Source organism: Tropicimonas isoalkanivorans, assembly GCF_900112335.1.
Lineage (GTDB): Bacteria > Pseudomonadota > Alphaproteobacteria > Rhodobacterales > Rhodobacteraceae > Tropicimonas > Tropicimonas isoalkanivorans.
Genome location: NZ_FOLG01000002.1, coordinates 272,679 through 289,062, shown reverse-complemented (window position 1 = coordinate 289,062; position 16,384 = coordinate 272,679). Strand labels below are relative to the sequence as shown.

Genomic DNA, 16,384 nt, shown 5'->3' with positions numbered 1-16,384 from the left:
GGAGGTACAGTCTCGAGATGGCGCATTTTCTGGCGGAGTCCAGCCAACCGCGCCGGTGGCGTCTGGCCACCGGGGCGGCAGGCTTGCGGCGGCACGGCACATGGGTAGTCTTGCGGCCAATATCGTTGACACGAGAGGACGCCGGATGAGCCAGCCCGAGTACATCGCCACCGAGCACGGTAGGCGCCTTGCCTATCGCCGGAGGGACGGCGCGGGGCCTGCGGTCGTGTTCCTGCATGGGCTGAGGTCGGACATGGAGGGGACCAAGGCCCTGCACCTGGACGACTGGGCGCGCACGGCGGGCCGCGCGTTCGTGCGGTTCGACTGTTCCGGGCACGGGCAGAGCGACGGTACCTTCGAGGACGGGTGCATCGGCGACTGGGCGGAGGATGCCCGCGCCATCCTGTCGGAGGTGACCGAGGGGCCGGTCGTGCTCGTCGGGTCCTCCATGGGGGGGTGGCTGGCGCTGCTGATGGCGCGCGCCATGCCGGAGCGCGTGGCGGGCCTCGTCACCATCGCGGCGGCGCCCGATTTCACCGAAGACGGGTTCTGGGCGGAATTCACCGAGGACCAGAAGGCGGAGATGGAGGCGTCGGGGCAAGTGGCGCTGCCGTCGGAGTATGGCGAGCCGCTCGTCGTCACGCAGCGGATGATCGAGGACGGGCGCAGCCACCTCGTGCTGCGCGCACCGCTGGACCTGCCGTTTCCGACGCGGTTCCTGCAAGGGACGGCGGATGCCGATGTCGACGTGTCCGTGGCGCTTCGGCTGCTGGAGCACGCCGACGGCCCCGACATGCGCCTGACGCTGGTGAAGGGGGCGGATCATCGCTTCTCCGAACCGGCAGAGCTTGCCACCATCGTCGCGGCGGTGGAGGACGTCTCGGGCTCCGGGAGTGGTGGGAAATGAAAATTGTCGCGCTGCTTCTGGTGTGCGTGATGATTTCGGCCGCGGGCGTCATGGTCTGGGGCCCGCGGGAGCCGGTGGAGGCGCGGGAGGTGTTCGATCCGGCGACGCTGCCGGCGGATGCCGCCGATCTTGACGGTTGGCTGGAGGCGCGCGAGGCCACCGTTCCGGCGCTGCGCCCCGAGAACGCCAAGCGGATTATCTGGGCCGGGGAGCGCGGCCAGGTGACACCGCTGTCCATCGTTTACCTGCACGGCTTCTCCGCCTCCTCCGAGGAAATCCGGCCGATTCCGGACATCGTGGCGGAGCGGCTGGGGGCGAACCTGTTCTACACCCGCCTGTCGGGGCACGGCCGCGACGGCGCCGCGATGGCGGAGCCGAAGGCCGGCGACTGGATCCAGGATACCGCCGAAGCCCTCGAGATCGGGCGGCGGATCGGGGAGCGGGTGCTGGTGCTCTCCGCCTCCACCGGCGGGACGCTGGCGGCGCTGGCCGCGACGGACCCGGCACTGTCGGAGGGGCTGGCGGGGGTGGTGCTGATTTCTCCGAACTTTCGCATCGGGACCGCGGCGGCGTCGCTGCTGACCTTGCCGCTCGCGCGGCATTGGGTGCCTGTGCTGGCCGGCGAGGAGCGCGGGTTCACACCGCAGAACGAGGCACACGCGGCCCACTGGACGCATCGCTATCCCACGGAGGCGGCGGTGCCGCTGGCGGCGCTGGTAGAGCATGTGTCACGGCTCGATTTCTCCGCCACACGGGTTCCGGCGCTCTTCATCTATTCGCGGGCGGATCAGGTGGTGGCGGCGGATGCGACCGATGCGGTCTATATCGCCTGGGGCGGTCAGGCGGCGCGGGAGTTGATCGAGCCGGACGGGACGGGCGATCCGTCGAACCACGTCATCGCGGGCGACATCATCAGTCCGGAGCGGACCGAGTCCCTGAGCGATCGCATCACGGAGTGGTCCGAAGGCCTGTGATGGCGTTGGCCGGCGTGCCGTGATAGCGGCGGCGGGAAGCCGCCTGCCGGGCTTTCGGCGGGCGGGTTGCGGCCGTAGCATGGCGCGTGCAAACGGCGCGGTGCGGCTTTCGTCGAAGGATAGTGGGTGAATGAACGAAACTGTGGTCTTCCTGCCGGGCATGATGTGCGACGCGCGGCTGTTCCTGCCGCAGATCCTGAGCCTCGGCGCCACGCGTCCGATCAGTTTCATGCCGCTCACCGGAGCGTCCTCGATGGGCGCGCTGGCATCCGCGGTGCTCGACGCGGCGCCGCGGAAATTCGCTCTGGTGGCGCACGGCATGGGCGGGATGGTGGCGATGGAGGTGCTGCGACGGTCGCCCGAACGGGTGACCCGGATTGCGCTGATGGACACCAGCCCGCAGCCGGAGCCGCCATCCGTCGCCGGGCTGCGGGAACCGCGGATCATTGCCGTGCAGACCGGGAAGATGGCGGAGGCGATGAAGGCCGAGATCCCGCCGGAGTGCCTCGCGCCGGGCGCGGGGCGGAGGGAGACCCAGGCGCTGTTGGCGGACATGGCGCAGTCGCTGGGGCGGGACGTGTTCATCGCCCAGTCGCGCGCCTTGCAGCGCCGCCCGGACCAGCAAAAGACGCTGAGCACGACCAAGGTGCCCGCGCTGGTGCTGTGCGGGGAGCATGATACGCTCTACCCGGTCGCGCGGCACGCGTTCATGGCGGACCTGATACCGGTGGCGGAGCTTCGCGTTATTTCCGGCGCTGGCCACATGCCCACGGTGGAGCAGCCGGAGGAGACCACGGAGATCCTGCGGGCGTGGTTGGAGGCGCCCTTGCTGGTGCGGTGATCCGCGCGGACGGCCGGTCTTGCCAGCGTCGGTGGGCGTGCCAGAGTGGCGCCGGCAGAGGGAGAGACGGATGAAAGATGTGACGGCGGGGTGGTTCGACAGCCGGGACATGCTGATCGGCGGGCAATGGCGCAGGGCCGGGGAGGCGTTGCCGCTGGAAGACCCGTCGACGGGGATGGAGATCGGAGAGATCGCGCGCGGCGGCGCACCGGAGATCGGGGAGGCCGTGACGGCGGCGCGCAGCGCGCTGAACGGCGACTGGGGACAGGCCACCGCGGTGGAGCGCGGGCGCATCCTGACCCGGATCGGGCAGTTGGTGCTCGAACGCGTCGAGGATCTCGCCCGGATGGAAGCGCAGGACGTCGGCAAGCCACTGGCCCAGGCGCGCAACGACGCTATCGCGCTGGCGCGCTACATGGAGTTCTACGGCGGCGCGGCGGACAAGGTGATGGGAGAGACGATCCCGTATCAGGCGGGCTATACCGTCTTAACCCTGCGCGAGCCACACGGCGTGACCGCCCACATCATTCCCTGGAACTACCCCATGCAGATCATAGGCCGCTCCGTGGGGGGCGCGCTGGCCATGGGCAACGCCGCGGTGCTGAAGCCGGCGGAGGAAGCGTGCCTGACCGCGCTCGCCTTCGCGCGGCTGGCGGAGGAGGCCGGCCTGCCGCCGGGGGCGCTGAACGTGGTGCCGGGGCTTGGCGAGGAGGCGGGCGCGGCGCTCACCGGCCACGCGGGCGTCGACCATATCTCCTTCACCGGGTCGTTCCCCGTGGGCCAGCTCGTGCAGAAGGCCGCCGGGGAGAACGTGGTGCCGGTGACGCTGGAACTGGGCGGGAAGTCGCCCCAGGTGGTCTTCGCCGACGCGGACCTGGAGGCGGCGCTGCCGTTTCTGGTGAACGCGGGCATTCAGAACGCGGGCCAGACGTGTTCCGCCGCCTCGCGGATTTTGGTGGAGCGGCGCCGGTACGAGGAGGTCGCAGACCGGATGGCCGAGCGCTATCGGGCGCTGCGGGTCGGTCCGGCGATGGCGGATCTGGAGGTCGGTCCACTCATCTCGGCGCGGCAGAAGCAGATCGTGGAGGGCTATCTGCGGCTTGGCGCCGATCTGGACTGCCTCGCTCGCGGCCGGATCGTGGAGGATGCGCCGGCGGGCGGGTATTACGTTGCGCCCCACCTGTTTGCGGGGGCGGCGTCCGGTCACCGGCTGGCGCAGGAGGAGATCTTTGGCCCCGCGCAGGTGCTATTGCCGTTCGAGGACGAAGAGGAGGCCATCGCGATCGCCAACGGCACCGGGCTCGGTCTCGTCGCGGCGGTCTGGACGGAGAACGGCGCCCGGCAGATGCGCATGGCCCGCCGGCTGCGCGCCGGGCAGGTCTTCGTGAACAATTACGGTGCGGGCGGCGGCGTGGAATTGCCATTCGGCGGCGTCGGCAAGTCCGGCCACGGGCGGGAGAAGGGGTTCGAGGCCCTGTACGGCTTTTCCCAACTCAAGACGGTCGCGCTCCGGCACGGTTAGACGCTGATTTCTTGGCCGAAAGATCGTGGCCACATGGCCGGCGGGGCGGTCGCCGTCCGCCGGGAAGGGCTTTTGGCAAAGCGCTGCTTTGGTTGCAATCTGGTTGCCCGATGGCGTTTTGAGGTGTCTTCTTCAGACGGTGCAGGAATGGTCAAGGGAGGAGACCGATGCGACTGGAAGGAAAATCAGCGATCATCACGGGCGGCGGCTCGGGCTTCGGCGCGGGCATCGCGCGCAAGTTCGCCGCCGAGGGCGCCCGCGTCATGATCGCGGACATCAATATCGAGACAGCCCGGGCGGTGGCCGAAGAGGTCGGCGGGATCGCGCAGTTCACCGACGTTGCCTTTTCCGGCAGCGTGAAGGACATGGCCGAGGAGGCCATCAGCGCGTTCGGCAAGGTGGATATCCTGATCAACAACGCCGGGATCACGCACCGTCCGGGACCGCTGGAAGGGGTGGCCGAGAGCGACTTCGACAAGGTGCTCGCGGTCAACACCAAGTCGATCTTCCTGACGGCGAAGTACCTGGTGCCGCACATGAAGGCCGCCGGCGCTGGTGCGATACTCAATGTCGCCTCGACAGCCGGCATCTCGCCGCGGCCGAATCTGAACTGGTACAACGCGTCCAAGGGGTGGGTGATCACCGCGACACGCACCATGGCGGTGGAACTTGCGCCGGCCGGCGTGCGGGTGAACGCGCTGGCACCGGTGGCCGGCGAGACGCCGCTGCTTGCCGCGTTCATGGGAGAGGACACGCCGGAAATGCGGGAGAAGTTCCTGTCCACCATTCCCATCGGGCGGTTCTCGACGCCGGAAGACATTGGAAATGCTGCGTGCTACCTGTGCTCCGACGAAGCCAGCATGATCACCGGCAGCGTGCTGAAGGTCGACGGCGGGCGGTGCATCTGAGCGAAGGAAAGACCCATGCGTCCCGGCGCGCGAAACCTGATAACCGACGTTCCGGGCCTGATGGTCGGCAACGCCGATGACGCAACACTGAAATCCGGTGTGACCGTGCTGCTCGGGGACGCGCCTCTGACAGCGGCGGTGCATGTCATGGGCGGGGCGCCCGGCACGCGGGAGACGGATCTGCTCGCCCCTGACAAACTGGTGCAACAGGTGGACGCGCTCGTGCTGGCGGGCGGGTCCGCCTTCGGGCTCGATGCCGCCTCGGGGGTGGCCGACGGACTGCGGGCGGCCGGGCGGGGTTTTGCGGTGGGCAGCCAGCGGGTGCCCATCGTGCCCGGCGCGATCCTCTTCGATCTGCTGAACGGGGGGGAGAAGGACTGGTCCGAGAACCCTTACAAGGCGCTCGGGGCGCAGGCACTGGCGGCGGCGTCGCAGGACTTTGCCATCGGCACCGCAGGCGCTGGCACGGGGGCGACCACCCGGAGGCTGAAGGGCGGGCTCGGGTCGGCCTCGGTCGTGCTGGAGAATGGCGTGACGGTCGGGGCGCTGGTGGCGGTGAATGCGGCGGGCGATGTCGTTGGCGCGGATGGGCGGTTCTGGGCGGCCCCGTGGGAATTCGATGACGAGTTCGGTGGCTGCGGCCCGGTGACGGGCTTCGATCCGGGCACCGAGCCGCAGCCGAAGCGCGGAGGGGCCACGACCATCGCCGTGGTGGCGACGGACGCCGCTTTGACCAAGGCGGAAGCGCAAAGGATGGCCATTGCCGCGCATGACGGCATGGCGCGCGCCATCGTGCCGGCCCACACGCCCGTCGACGGCGATCTCGTTTTCGCGGTGACCACCGGAGCGCAGCCGCTCGCTGATCCGGTGCTGGATCCCATGGTGATCGGCCACGCCGCCGCCGCCTGCCTGTCGCGCGCGATTGCCCGGGGCGTCTGGGCAGCGGCGCCCGTGCCGGGCGATACGCTTCCCTGCTGGCGGCAGGTGGAGGCGGAGGGCGATCCCGCGTAGCGGGCAGTCCGGCGGCTCAGCCCGCCGCCAGTGCGAGCGCCTTGCGCACCATCGCGCTGTCGGGCGATTCCAGCGCGTCCAGAATATCGAAGTGATGTTTGCCGGGGGTGATCGTCAGGTCGCTGCGTTGCCAAGCGTCCGCCAGCCGGATCGCCTGATCGATGAAGCTCGGCCGCTCCGCGCCGCCCACCTCGACCTGCACGCCGCAGTCGGGTTCGGGATGGAGGATCGGGCTTTCGCGTTCGGCCTCCACCGCGTCGATCTGTAGGTGCTCGTTCATCGGCAGCATGAGCAGGGGGTTCAGGTCGGCGAGGGGGGAGATTGCCAGAATTCCCCTGATCCGGCTCCGCACGTCGGGCGGGAGCGTCACGTCGGGGCAGACCATGCGGAGCGCGAGGTGTCCGCCCGCCGAATGGCCACTGAGCACGATCGGGCCTGCCGCCTCGGCTGCCAGAACCGGCAGCGCGCGGGCAACGGCGCGCGTGATTTCCGCGATATGGACGTGGGGCGCGAGCGGGTAGGACGGGATCGCGACCGCCCAGCCATGCGCCAGAACACCCGTTGCCAGGTGCGACCAGTCCTTGCGGCCGCTCATCCGCCAGAACCCGCCGTGGAGAAAGACGAAGAGGCCCTCGGGGGGGCTCGCACGTTCCGGCAGGAAGAGGTCGTACTTTTCCCGCTCGCCGGGGCCATAGGGCCTGTCGAGCCGCTGCTGCGCCTCGGGGTGGTGTTGGCGGAAGGCCTCCGCCGCGGCCGGCCATCGGTCGAAGTAGCTTTCGCCGTCGGGGATGAAATCGGCGTTGTCGTACGAGGTCGGGTCGATCACTGCGGGGCCTTTCGCGGGCTCATCCGGGGTCCAGTTAAGCATGCCGGCGGCCGGAGGCCAATGAGCGCCGGCCCAATGTGCGCCTGAAGGCCTCAGTAGCCCCGGTCGCGGTCCACCAGATGCAGAAACGGCTCGCCCGCCTCGCCACGGCGGATGTTCTCGGCGATCACCTCGCTGGCGGTATCGGGGCGGGTTTCGGAGGCGATGTGCGGGGTGACCGTCACCTTTGGATGCGCCCAGAACGGATGGTCTGGGGGCAGCGGTTCGGTGCGGAAGACATCGAGCGTAGCGTGCCCCAGGTGACCCGCATCCAGCGCCGCCAGAAGCGCGTCGTCGTCGATCAGCCGGCCCCGCCCGGGGTTCAGGATCACCGCGCCGCGGGGAAGCTGGTCGATATGGGCGGCATTGATCAGGTCTTCCGTGCCCGGTGTCAGCGGCAGCAGCAGCACGAGGATCTCGGCGCGCGCTAACGCTTCCTCCAGCCCGGCAGGACCGCTCAGGCAGTCGATCCCGGCCACGTCGCGCGGCGTGCGGCTCCAGCCGGTGACAGGGAAGTTCAGCCCCGCGAGCGCCTGCGCTGAGGCGGCCCCGAGCGCGCCGAGGCCCAGCACGGTCACCGGGCGGTGGCGGGCGAGGGGCGGCACGTGGCGGACCCATTCCCCGGACTGGTGGCTCAGGGCGTGGTCGATGTTCAGGTGGTGGCGCAGCACGTGGCCCGTTACCCATTCCACCATGCCCTCGGTCAGCCCCTGGTCGACCATGCGCGCCAGCGGTACGCGCAGCGTCTGGTTGCCAACCACGTGTTCCACCCCGGCCCAGAGGTTCAGCACCGCCTTCAGCCGGGTGAAGGGCGTGAAATCCTTCAACTTGGAGCTGGGGGCATAGACGATGTAGTCCACCGTCTCCGGCGGGCCGGCCTCCGGCGACAGCTCGGCTTCGATGCCCGCGGCGGCAAGCGCGTGGCCGAGGTGACCTTCGTATTCCTGCCAGGCGGTGTCGGTGGCAGCGAACAGAACCTTGGGCGTCATGAGCGGTCTCTCGGGCGGTGGACGTGGGCCGACTGGATTAGCCCGAACGCCGCCAGCAGTACAAGCATCGCCGAGCCGCCGTAGCTGACCAGCGGCAGCGGCACACCCACGACGGGAGCGAGCCCCATGACCATGGACATGTTGACGGCAAAGAACAGGAAGAACGTCGCCGCGATGCCGATGGTCAGGAGTGAAGCGAACCGGTCCTTGTTGGTGAAGGCGGAGGCGAGGCAAAAGACGATGATGAGGGCGTAGAGCGTCAGCAACGAGGCGGCGCCAATGAAACCGAATTCCTCCGCCAGGGTGGTGAAGATGAAGTCGGTGTGCTTCTCGGGCAGGAAGTTCAGCCGCGACTGGGTGCCCTGCATGAACCCGCGTCCCGAAAAGCCGCCTGAACCGAGCGCGATCTTGGACTGGGTGATGTGGTAGCCGGCGCCGAGCGGGTCCGACTCGGGGTCCAGAAAGGTGTCGATGCGGCGGTATTGGTAGTCCTTGATCAGCTGCCAGTCGGTGCCGCGCGATTTCAGCACGGCCGTCACCAGCCCGGCTCCGGCGGCGATCACCACCGCGAAATAGGCCCAGTGGACGCCCGCCGCGAACATCACGATCCCGCCGCCCGCGACCAGCAGGATCGCGGTGCCGAGGTCCGGCTGTTTCAGCACCAGGAAGGTGGGCAGCAGGATGATGAAAAGCGGCAGGATCACCCAGAAGATCCGGCTGACCTTTCGGATGTCGAGCCAGTCGTAATAGGCGGCCAGGAACATCACCATCGTGATCTTCATAAGCTCGGAGGGCTGCAGCCGCATGAACCCGAGGTCGATCCACCGCTGCGCGCCCATGCCGGTGGAGCCGAAGAGTTCCACCGCGATCAGCAGCAGGACGGAGCCCGCATAGGCCACCGCCGCGACGTTGCGCCAGATGTAGATCGGCACCATCGCGATGACGAACATCCCCACCATGCCGAGGGCGAAGCGTTTCATCTGCGGCTCGGCCCAGGGGTGCATGGAGCCGCCGGCCACCGAATAGAGCATAAGGAAGCCGAAGCAGGCGACCGCCGTCAGCAGCAGTACCAGGGCCCAGTTCAGATGGAGGATCTTCCGCAGCCCCGTGGGAACGGTCTGGACGCGGTACTCCAGATAACTCATGCGCGGTCGCTCCGGCCGAAGCTGCCGTCCTCACGGCGCAGCGGCATGGCGTCCCAGATCTCGGCGATACTGTCCCGCTCGCCGGAGGGGAAGACGTCGAGCGGGGGCAGGTCCCCATGCAGGGCCCGGGCGACGATGTCGCGCGCGACCGGGGCGGCCGCGGAAGAGCCGCCGCCGCCATGCTCGATCACCACGGACACCGCGATGCGCGGGTTGTCGTAGGGCGCGAAGCAGACGAACAGCGCGTGGTCGCGTTGGTCCCACGGCACGTTCTTGTTGTCGACGACGACGGAGCGGACCTGACTGGTGCCGGTCTTTCCGGCGAGCTTCATGTCGTCCGGCAGAAGGCGGGAGCGATAGGCCGTGCCGCGGCGGGAGTTGGAGACGGAATACATCGCCTTGCGCACCTGAGAGAGCGTGGTCGGACTGATGCCAAGCGGCCCGTCGCTCTGCACCGGCTGTTCCACCGCGTCGATGGATTTCACCAGCCGCGGGTGGATGCCCTCGCCGGTGGCCACCCGGGCGGTCATGACCGCCAGTTGAAGCGGGGAGGCCAGAACGAAGCCCTGGCCGATCGCGGCGTTCAGGCTGTCGCCCACCCGCCACGACTCGCCGTAGCTCGACTGTTTCCACTCCTTGGTCGGCGCGATGCCCTCGGCGATGGCAGACATGGGCAGGTCGTGACGTATTCCGATGCCGAGCCGGCGCGCCATTTCGGAGATGCGGTCGATCCCGACCCGCTCCGCCAGTTCGTAGTAATAGACGTCGCAGGAGCGCATCAGGCTGTCGTGCAGGTCGATGAATCCATGCCCGCCGCGTTTCCAGCAGTGGAACCGCCGGATGCCCAGCTTCTTGTAGCCCGAGCAGTAAATCGTCTCGCCCGCCGTCACGACCCCCGCCTCGTGCGCGGCAAGGGCCGTCACGATCTTGAAGGTCGAGCCGGGCGGGTACGTCCCCTGGACGGACTTGTCGGCGAGCGGGCGGTGGTCGTTCTGGGTCAGGCGGCGGTAATCGCTGACCGAGATTCCGCGCACGAACAGGTTCGGGTCGAAGGACGGCGCGGAGGCGATGGCGAGAATGTCGCCAGTGTGCACGTCCATCACGATGGACGCGGCGCTTTCGCCGGCCAGCCGCGCCTGTACGAAGTTCTGCAGGCCGTGATCGAGGGTAAGCTGCAGGTCGGCGCCCTTCTTGCCCTCCAGCCGGGACAACTCCCGCATCACCCGCCCGCCGGCGTTGACCTCGATCCGCTTGGTGCCGGCGGAGCCACGCAGAACGTCCTCCCGCTTTGCTTCCAGCCCGACCTTGCCGATCTGGAATTTCGGGATCTGCAGGAGCGGGTCTGGGTTTTCCAGCTTCGACAGGTCGTAATCCGACACCGGACCGACGTAGCCCACGACATGGGCGAAATCCTCGCCCAGCGGATAATGGCGCGTCAGCCCCACCTCCGGAGTCACACCGGGCAGGGCAGGGGCGTTCACGGCGACCTCGGACACGTCTTCCCAAGCCAACTGGTCGGCGATTGTAACCGGCACGAAGGGGCTGCGGCGGCGGATCTCCCGCATTGCGCGCTCGACGTCGGCATCCGAAAGCGGCACGAGCTTGCGCAGCTTGGCGAAGGTCTCGTCCAGGTCGCCCGCATCCTCCCGCACGATCACGATGCGATAGTTCTGGGTGTTGGCGGCGATTGGGGTTCCCGTGCGGTCGAAGATCAGCCCGCGCGCCGGGGGGATCAGCCGGATGTTGATCCGGTTCTCCTCGGCCAACAGGCGGAACTGCTCGGCCTGATCGACCTGCATGTAGCGCATCCGCCCGGCCAGCACGCCCATGAAGCCAATCATGGAGCCGCCCAGGATCAACCCGCGCCGCGTGATCCGGCGGGCGCTTTCTTCGGTGTCTTTCGTCGGTCGTCTCACAGGCGGCTCCCCAGAGCGTCGGCTTCGTTCGGGTCGGCGGCGGTGACCCTGAACACATAATGCGACAGGGCGACCACCAGAGGATAGACCCCGGCGGTAAACATTGCGCGCAGTAGGCCGAGGCCCAGCGGCGGCCGGTCGGCGACCACGATGGCCATGGCGAACTGGCTCAGGCCCACCAGCGACAGCAGAACCACCGTCACCAGCGCCCATTCGACGAGAAACGGCATGGACCGGGACGCGGCCTGCCGCGCGCGCAGGATTTCGGACCCGCCCAGCACCAGCGCCGCACCGAGGCCCGGGGGGCGTTGAAGGATCAGGTCTAGAAACAGGAACAGCACGGCCAGCAAGGAAATGGGAACGTAGCTCGGGCGCCGAATGACCCAGGCGAAGGTAAGCGCGAGCATGAGGTCCGGGCCGGGCAGTTTGCCGGCACCGGGGCCGAGTGGCAGGATCTGCACAAAGGCCAGCAGCAGAATGAGCGCGACGAAGAGCAGGCGGTAGCCCCAGCTCCGGGCGGTGACGGGATCAACCATCTGCCCGGCCCTCCTGCGGCGTGGCGTCCTCGCCGGGGGCCGCTTCCGCCGCCGGGTCCGGCTGTGGCGGTACGATCAGGCCGCCGGTGTCGGTGATGACTTCGCCCTGGTGGCTGCGCAGCACGCGGAGGAACTCCAGCCGCTGGTAGTCGGCCGCCAGCCACACGCGGTAGCGCCCGTCCGGCCCGAGGGTGAGCTGGCCCACCGGCAGGCCCGAGGGAAACACCCCGCCATCGCCGGAACTGACAACGCGGTCGCCGGGTTTGATGGAATCGAGGTTCTCCAGGAAATCGACCGACGGGGCGGCGGAGTTGTCGCCGGCGAGAATGGCTCGCTGGCCCGACGGCTGGATCGTGACGGGCAGGCGGCTGGCGGCATCGGTCAGCAGGATCACACGGCTCGTGGACTGGCCGACGCCCGAGATGCGGCCGACCAGCCCCAGCCCGTCCATCGTGGCCCATCCGTCGCGGATGCCGTCGCGGGCGCCCACGTTCAATAGGACCGACTGGCGAAAGGGCGAACCTGAATCGGCGATCACGAGCCCGGAGACGGAGGTCAGCTTGGGATCGAGCCGCACGCTGTTCAGCGCCAGCAGTTTGGCGTTCTGCTGCTCCAGTTGAACCGCGGCCTCCTTCCACGCCTTCATCTGCTGCAACTCGCGGCGGAGGTCCTTGTTCTGCTGATAGATGCGTTGGTAGGACTGGAAATCCTCGATCATGCCGGTGAAATGCGCCAGCGGCACCGAGGCCCATTCGAAGCTCGGCACGACGCGGTCGATCAGGTTGGCCCGGAACCGCTCCACACGGGGGCTGTCGATCCGCCACAGGAAAAAGATGCCGAGGCACAGCAGGATCAGGCCCCCGACCAGAATTCGCCGGACCGGGCGGACATAGTCCAGTTCGCTGCCGTTACGTTTCGCCAATGGCCTCACGTCTCGCCACCCGGCCCGCGGGGGCGGTGACCGGGTCCAAAGGGTTTCAGCTCTCGTAGTCTATCGCATGTCGGAGCTGTTTTTCATACTCCAGCGCCTTGCCCGTGCCGAGCGCGACGCAGTTCAGCGACTCGTCGGCGACGGAAATCGCCAGGCCGGTCTGCTCTCGGAGGGCCAGGTCCAACTCGCCCAGGAGCGCGCCGCCGCCCGTCAGCATGACGCCGCGGTCCACGATGTCGGCGGCAAGGTCCGGTGGGGTCGCTTCCAGCGCCGTCATCACCGCCTCGCAGATCGCCTGCACCGGCTCCGACAGGGCTTCGGCCACCTGCGCCTGGTTGATCTCGGTTTCCTTCGGAACGCCGTTCAGCAGGTCGCGGCCGCGAATCTGCATGGAGGCGCCACGCCCGTCGTCGGGCATCCGCGCGGTGCCGATGGACGTCTTGATCCGTTCGGCCGTGGAGTCCCCCACAAGAATGTTCTGCTGGCGGCGCAGGTAGGAGACGATGGCGTCGTCCATCCGGTCGCCACCGATCCGCACGGAGCGGGCGTAGACGATGTCACCGAGGCTCAGCACGGCCACCTCGGTGGTGCCGCCGCCGATGTCGACGACCATGGAGCCCGTGGGGTCCGTGATCGGCATTCCGGCACCGATGGCCGCCGCGATGGGCTCCGCGATCAGGCCGGCGCGCCGTGCACCAGCCGAAAGGACCGACTGGCGAATGGCACGCTTTTCCACCGGCGTCGCGCCGTGGGGTACGCATACGATGATCTTGGGCTTGGTAAAGGTCGTGCGTTTGTGCACCTTGCGGATGAAATGCTTGATCATTTCTTCCGCGGTGTCGAAATCCGCGATCACACCCTCGCGCATCGGCCGGATCGCCTCGATGCTTCCAGGCGTGCGGCCGAGCATCATCTTCGCGTCCTCGCCGACGGCGAGAACTTCCTTGCGACCATTCTTGCTGTGATAGGCAACGACGGAGGGCTCGTTGAGGATGATCCCGCGGCCTTTTACATAGACGAGCGTGTTCGCCGTCCCGAGGTCGATTGCCATGTCGGAGGAGAACATCCCACCAAACAACGCCATGTTATTCCTGCTCGTTGCCGTTTCGTTTAGAAACCATTGCCGGTCGCTCCGCTGTCGCCGGATGCGCAACTTATAGTCAAGCACCCTGCACTGGAAAAGAGCCAATACCGGCGAGTGCGCCAGGGACCGGCCGTTTTGCGCTGTGTGGGTCTTCATGGTATCGCCACCCGGATCGCCCGGCGCGGATTTGTGCAGGCGATTCCTCGGTGTGGCGAGGCGCGAATGACGTGTAGTAAAATCCCGGTTACTGCCGTTGCGGGGCATGGAGTGACGACATGAAGATCAAAGGGGCGCTGCTCAGGGCGCTGAGTATCGTATTCCTCCTGGCGTTGCCGGGAGCGGTTGCGGCGCAGGACACGCCATCCGGCGATTCGCAAGGGTCGGAGGCGAGCCAGCCCGCGGACGCGTCCGGCGATGCAACGGCCAGCGATGCCGCCGCCGCGGAGCCGGCGCAGGAGGAAGACGCGGCGCCCACGTATCCAGAACAGCTCGCCGACCCGAACATTCCCATGCAGGCGCTTCAGCTCCGGCTGCTTCCCCTCACGGCCGAACAGCTCGCGGTCCTCGCGGGCGACTGGCAGTCGATCATTCAGGAGCAGACGCAGGCCGTGGTTGACGCCACGCTGGCGGCCGAAGCCGGCGATGGGCAGACCTCGGAGGCCGAGCTGGAACGGATCGTCGAGTTGAAGGAGACCCGCGGGAAGAGCTTCACCCGTTTCGAGGCCGTGCTCGGTTCGTGGGAAAAGAAGGGCGGTAACGCCGACGAGATCGCCGCCATGCGGGCCTACAAGAGCGCGATCTCGGTGCAGGAGGCGCAACAGGCAAGCTGGCGGGCGCTGGCCCGGCTCGCCGCCAACTGGGCGACCTCGGAGGAGGGCGGCATCCAGCTTGCCACCCGGATCGCGGTCGTATTGGTCTCCATCCTCGCGCTCGTGCTGATTGCCCGGCTGGTGCGCGGCTATTCCCGCCGCCTGCTGACGCGTGTCCCCGATCTCTCCAAGCTGTTGCAGTCCTTCCTTGCGCTCGTTGCCTATTGGGTGACGATTGCCATTGGCCTGATGATCGTCCTGTCGGCACTCGGGGTGGACATCACGCCGCTCTTCGCTGTCGTGGGCGGCGCCTCGTTCATCATTGCGTTTGCCATGCAGGACACGCTCGGCAACCTTGCCGCCGGGCTGATGATCATGATCAACAGGCCCTTCGACGAGGGCGACTACATCACCGCCGGGGGCACCTCGGGGACGGTTCAGTCCGTATCCGTGGTTTCGACGACTGTTACGACGCCGGACAACCAGGTGATCGTCATTCCCAACTCCAAGGTGTGGGGAGATGTCATCACCAACGTCACCGCCTCCGCGACGCGCCGCGTCGATCTGGTGTTCGGCATCGGCTACGACGACTCCATCGAAGAGGCGCAGACCGTGCTGGAGGATGTCGTGACCGCGCATCCGCTGGTCCTGAGCGACCCGCCGCCGGTGATCCGGGTGAACGAACTGGCCGACAGCTCCGTCAACTTCATCGTGCGGCCCTGGGCACGGAGCGCGGACTACTGGACCGTGGTGTGGGACCTGACGCGGTCGGTCAAGGAAGCCTTCGACGACAAGGGCATCTCGATCCCGTTCCCGCAGACCGACATGCATGTGCGCGTGACCGACCCCACGTCGGTCGCGGGCCTGACGGCGCTTGGCCTGGCGGAGCCAGCGGGTCCGGGCAAGGGCAGGCCGGAGGGCGCGAAGGACTATGCGTCCGGCGACGACGGCGGATCTGAGGATGAGTCGGAACGCTCATGAACGCCCCGGCCGCGGCGTCGCCCGCGGCCCGGTTCATGCCTCCGGGCCCCCGAATGCCTGCGCATACCGAGTGGCAAGGCGCGCGCTGCGCCGGCCGAAGATGGACATGGGAACCACTCGTCCTGGCAGTTCCCAAACGTCGAAGGACGGATAGATCCGGTAAGAACCGAGCCGCGTCATGCCGAGATCCCGGCAAAGCCGCCCGCCGCCCAGGCTGACGGAGATCGCTCCGATCCCGTGAAGCACCACGTCACGCGACGCCAGATCCTCCAGAAACCGCACGAATGAAGAGAGCTGGAGCGTACTGGCCGCTTCGTGCCCCGGCAGGACGACGACGGCGGGGGAGTAGCCGAAGTAGCTGCCCGGAAGGAGCGGGCGATGCAGGCGGTCAGCTGACAGCGTCTCTTCTTCGAGCCCCCCGTCGCGGAAGCGGACTTCGTCTTCGGGGCAGAGGAAGGGCAGGGCCCATTTCGCAACGATCTGGTTTTGCCAGACGACCGCCGCCCAATGGTCCGGAAAGCGCAGGTAGACCTCCGTCCAGAGGCGCGGCTGTGGCTGCATCGCCTCCGGGATGTCGGCGAATTCCGCCCGTGCCATGACGAGCGCATTCTCGATGGCCTTGGCCTGGGAGCCGCCAAAGGAGTCTTCGAGGACCTGCCGGTCGAGCAACCTGTACCTCTCCCGCGCCTGCGGGGCTGTTTGCCGGCGGTCCTCCCAATCCTGTCGGCAGGCCAGGATGTCCTCGCGGCGCCACCCAAGGCGGTCGGCGAGGCGCGGCTCCAGATCGCCGCGGATGAAGGAGACGGAACGTTCGTACTTGCTGATGGCGTCGAGGCTGACGTCCAGCCGTTCGGCCAGTTCCTCCTGCGTCATCCGCCCGTGCTCGCCGTTGGCCGCGCGCCATTCGCGCAGCTTGCGGGCAAAGAGGGAGGGCGAGGTCGGCACGGCGCCTCCGGGACGGTGGC

Annotated in this window: 15 protein-coding genes; 7 read left to right on the top strand and 8 right to left on the bottom strand. The window is 68.0% G+C overall.

The window, feature by feature from the left end:
- Positions 1-145 precede the first annotated feature (145 nt).
- The 6 genes from BM075_RS05610 to BM075_RS05585 all read left to right on the top strand — a co-directional run bounded on the left by BM075_RS05610 (position 146) and on the right by BM075_RS05585 (position 6,163).
- Positions 146-907, top strand: coding sequence for an alpha/beta fold hydrolase (locus BM075_RS05610; RefSeq protein ID WP_093359672.1), 762 nt, complete (start codon positions 146-148; stop codon positions 905-907).
- A complete protein-coding gene (locus tag BM075_RS05605) occupies positions 904-1,881 on the top strand; it encodes an alpha/beta hydrolase (protein ID WP_093359671.1) in 978 nt (325 codons plus the stop codon). Before BM075_RS05610 ends, BM075_RS05605 begins: the two co-directional genes overlap by 4 nt.
- A gap of 130 nt (positions 1,882-2,011) precedes the next feature.
- Positions 2,012-2,722, top strand: coding sequence for an alpha/beta fold hydrolase (locus BM075_RS05600; RefSeq protein ID WP_093359670.1), 711 nt, complete (start codon positions 2,012-2,014; stop codon positions 2,720-2,722).
- Positions 2,723-2,792: 70 nt separating this feature from the next.
- Positions 2,793-4,244, top strand: coding sequence for an aldehyde dehydrogenase family protein (locus BM075_RS05595; RefSeq protein ID WP_093359669.1), 1,452 nt, complete (start codon positions 2,793-2,795; stop codon positions 4,242-4,244).
- A 167-nt stretch (positions 4,245-4,411) separates the two neighbouring features.
- On the top strand, positions 4,412-5,152 hold the full coding sequence (locus BM075_RS05590; protein ID WP_093359668.1) for a glucose 1-dehydrogenase: 741 nt from the start codon (positions 4,412-4,414) through the stop codon (positions 5,150-5,152).
- Between the two features lie 15 nt (positions 5,153-5,167).
- Positions 5,168-6,163, top strand: coding sequence for a P1 family peptidase (locus BM075_RS05585; RefSeq protein ID WP_093359667.1), 996 nt, complete (start codon positions 5,168-5,170; stop codon positions 6,161-6,163).
- A 16-nt stretch (positions 6,164-6,179) separates the two neighbouring features.
- On the opposite strand, the gene BM075_RS05580 is transcribed toward BM075_RS05585, so the two are convergent.
- Genes BM075_RS05580 through BM075_RS05550 form a run of 7 tightly spaced genes read right to left on the bottom strand, consistent with a single transcriptional unit; the run spans position 6,180 to position 13,629 of the window.
- A complete protein-coding gene (locus tag BM075_RS05580) occupies positions 6,180-7,031 on the bottom strand; it encodes an alpha/beta hydrolase (protein WP_093359666.1) in 852 nt (283 codons plus the stop codon).
- 50 nt (positions 7,032-7,081) lie between these two features.
- Positions 7,082-8,017 carry a 2-hydroxyacid dehydrogenase gene (locus BM075_RS05575; RefSeq protein ID WP_093359665.1) on the bottom strand — a complete coding sequence of 312 codons (936 nt, stop codon included), beginning with the start codon at positions 8,015-8,017 and terminating at the stop codon, positions 7,082-7,084.
- A complete protein-coding gene (rodA, locus tag BM075_RS05570) occupies positions 8,014-9,162 on the bottom strand; it encodes a rod shape-determining protein RodA (RefSeq protein WP_093359664.1) in 1,149 nt (382 codons plus the stop codon). The genes BM075_RS05575 and rodA overlap by 4 nt, the downstream gene beginning before the upstream one ends.
- Positions 9,159-11,078 (bottom strand): penicillin-binding protein 2, encoded by a 1,920-nt coding sequence (gene mrdA, locus BM075_RS05565; RefSeq protein WP_093359663.1) that lies wholly within the window; start codon positions 11,076-11,078, stop codon positions 9,159-9,161. The genes rodA and mrdA overlap by 4 nt, the downstream gene beginning before the upstream one ends.
- The gene (locus BM075_RS05560; RefSeq protein ID WP_093359662.1) at positions 11,075-11,614 is read right to left on the bottom strand and encodes a hypothetical protein; all 540 of its coding nucleotides are present in this window, start codon (positions 11,612-11,614) and stop codon (positions 11,075-11,077) included. The genes mrdA and BM075_RS05560 overlap by 4 nt, the downstream gene beginning before the upstream one ends.
- Positions 11,607-12,536 (bottom strand): rod shape-determining protein MreC, encoded by a 930-nt coding sequence (gene mreC / locus BM075_RS05555; protein ID WP_093359661.1) that lies wholly within the window; start codon positions 12,534-12,536, stop codon positions 11,607-11,609. The genes BM075_RS05560 and mreC overlap by 8 nt, the downstream gene beginning before the upstream one ends.
- A 55-nt stretch (positions 12,537-12,591) precedes the next feature.
- Positions 12,592-13,629, bottom strand: a complete 1,038-nt coding sequence (locus tag BM075_RS05550) for a rod shape-determining protein (RefSeq protein WP_093359660.1) — start codon at positions 13,627-13,629, stop codon at positions 12,592-12,594.
- Positions 13,630-13,904: 275 nt separating this feature from the next.
- Here BM075_RS05550 and BM075_RS05545 point away from each other — a divergent pair, with 275 nt between their 5' ends.
- The gene (locus BM075_RS05545; protein WP_093359659.1) at positions 13,905-15,419 is read left to right on the top strand and encodes a mechanosensitive ion channel family protein; all 1,515 of its coding nucleotides are present in this window, start codon (positions 13,905-13,907) and stop codon (positions 15,417-15,419) included.
- Between the two features lie 33 nt (positions 15,420-15,452).
- Here BM075_RS05545 and BM075_RS05540 read toward each other — a convergent pair whose 3' ends face one another.
- Positions 15,453-16,364, bottom strand: coding sequence for a helix-turn-helix domain-containing protein (locus BM075_RS05540; protein ID WP_093359658.1), 912 nt, complete (start codon positions 16,362-16,364; stop codon positions 15,453-15,455).
- Positions 16,365-16,384 lie beyond the last annotated feature (20 nt).